This is a genomic window from Pseudonocardia sp. SID8383, assembly GCF_009864975.1.
In the GTDB taxonomy this organism is placed as follows: domain Bacteria; phylum Actinomycetota; class Actinomycetes; order Mycobacteriales; family Pseudonocardiaceae; genus Pseudonocardia; species Pseudonocardia alni.
In genome coordinates this window covers 1-265 of record NZ_WWFY01000069.1, presented here as the reverse complement: position 1 = coordinate 265, position 265 = coordinate 1, and the positions used below count along the sequence as shown (strand labels likewise).

The following is a 265-nucleotide window of genomic DNA, read 5'->3' as shown; positions in this document are numbered from 1 at the left end:
TCGACGGCGAGCGCGCTGGCGAAGGTCTGCCTCGACGCGGTGGTGCAGCGCGACCTGCCCGAGGACGCGCGGGCGTCCGCGTTCGGGCGGTCGGAGACGGTCCTGCAGCTGGCCTGGGTGCTGGGCGGCGCGATCGGGGTGCTCGCCCCGCACGACACCTTCCGGACCGGGTTCGTGATCGTGACCGGGGTGGTGGCGGTGTTCGCACTGCAGGCCGCGCTGGTGCGCCGCGGCACCTCGCTGGTGCCCGGCCTGGGGCCGCGCC

Annotated in this window: 1 pseudogene; it reads left to right on the top strand. The window is 76.6% G+C overall.

Annotated elements, in window-relative coordinates:
• Positions 1-265: pseudogene (locus tag GTW08_RS01600) on the top strand (MFS transporter); the annotation flags it as partial.